Genomic DNA, 1,355 nt, shown 5'->3' with positions numbered 1-1,355 from the left:
AAGTTCCGCAGCGCATTGTTTTTATACTTTCATAAACCTTTATACCACCAAGTATTACACCAACAGATTGATTACCATCTAAAGCAAGAAAGGAGTGTTCTAGCGAATTCCCTTCTGGCCCAAAAAATCTTTTTATAAAATCTTCTTTTGAAACTTCCATTTTAATGATGTAATCTGAAAATCCATCCTTAAAAGCTTCATACACTAAATCTATACTTACTTCACTACATCTTTTATATTGAATCATATAAGTATAATCCCCCGCTTTGACTTGTTATAAACTGCATTCAAATACATGAAATGAATTCCCTTCACCATATCCATCTTTTATTTCATGAACAACAATTTGACTAAATCCATTAGCAATAAGTATATTTTCAAATTCTTTTAAATCATATAGTCTTATAGGAAAATCCATAACCATACATCTTTGTACAAAGTTCTCCATAATACGTATGCAATTATAATTCACCTCTTAATTTGAAATGAGTGGGATATTCCCCCTCTTGTTATCTATTGTTAACTACAGTAATCTCATAAACACGTAAAAAAGTAATTAAATGCTCACATGCTCGTTCACATGCTAACATTTTAAAAACCTTTTGTTCTTCTTTCGTTTTGTCATTCGCTTGATCTGAGGCAGCTTTTAAACATAGAAATGGTTTTCTATTTACATGACACACATAAGCGAATGCTGCCACTTCTTGATCAACGGCTAAAGCACCGTATACAGTATGAAGTAAATACCTCATTTCTGAACTTCGAATACGTTGATCTCCAGATAGAAATGTACCAAAATGGACCGGGTCATATGAACGTAATTTCTTCATTCGTTTTACGAGTGATTTAGTTGTTTCAATAGGTGCTGTTCTACCATCATATAGATTAAAACTATCTTCTCCTGATCCAGCCGCTGTAACATCATGCTGCAAAGTATTAAGAGCTACAACGATGTGTCCATTTTTCACCTTATCTGATAAACTCCCGCAAATTCCTGTCATAAATAACTGGTCTGGCTGGAATTCACTTATTAATAGTTGTACACAACTAGCACAACTTACTTTACCGACACCARTTACAACTGAAATAACTTCTAATTCATTAATAGAATGAAAATGAAATTCCCAAGCTGCTATTTTTTCTACACGCTCACWTGGATAATGTTGATGCAAATACGTAAGCTCTGGTTCCCATGCAGATACAATCGCGATCCTTTTCATTACACACTTCACTTCCTCCTATTTTCATGTAAATAAGTCATCTATACTCTCTCGTTCATATTCTGGTATCCACTCTTTATACTTCTCATATAAATCCCGTATCTTTTCTTTATTCTTCGCAATTACTTCACATCC

At 33.5% G+C, this 1,355-nt stretch carries 2 protein-coding genes and 2 pseudogenes; all 4 read right to left on the bottom strand.

The annotated features are described in order from the left end of the window. A pseudogene (locus tag AC1DTM_RS26700) lies at positions 1 to 247 on the bottom strand (GNAT family N-acetyltransferase); the annotation flags it as partial. Between the two features lie 27 nt (positions 248 to 274). Next, positions 275 to 421 (bottom strand): annotated as a pseudogene (locus AC1DTM_RS26695) (SAM-dependent methyltransferase); the annotation flags it as partial. A gap of 88 nt (positions 422 to 509) precedes the next feature. Then, entirely contained in the window at positions 510 to 1,220 is a 711-nt protein-coding gene (gene mtnN / locus AC1DTM_RS26690) for a 5'-methylthioadenosine/S-adenosylhomocysteine nucleosidase (RefSeq protein WP_477001303.1), read from the bottom strand. A 24-nt stretch (positions 1,221 to 1,244) separates the two neighbouring features. Further along, the coding region (locus AC1DTM_RS26685; protein WP_477001304.1) for a DUF3885 domain-containing protein at positions 1,245 to 1,355 on the bottom strand (111 nt) is incomplete at its 5' end.

This window comes from Bacillus sp. P4_D3, assembly GCF_056401855.1.
The sequence above is the reverse complement of the archived record's forward strand: the minus strand, read 5'-3'. Positions and strand labels throughout refer to the sequence as shown.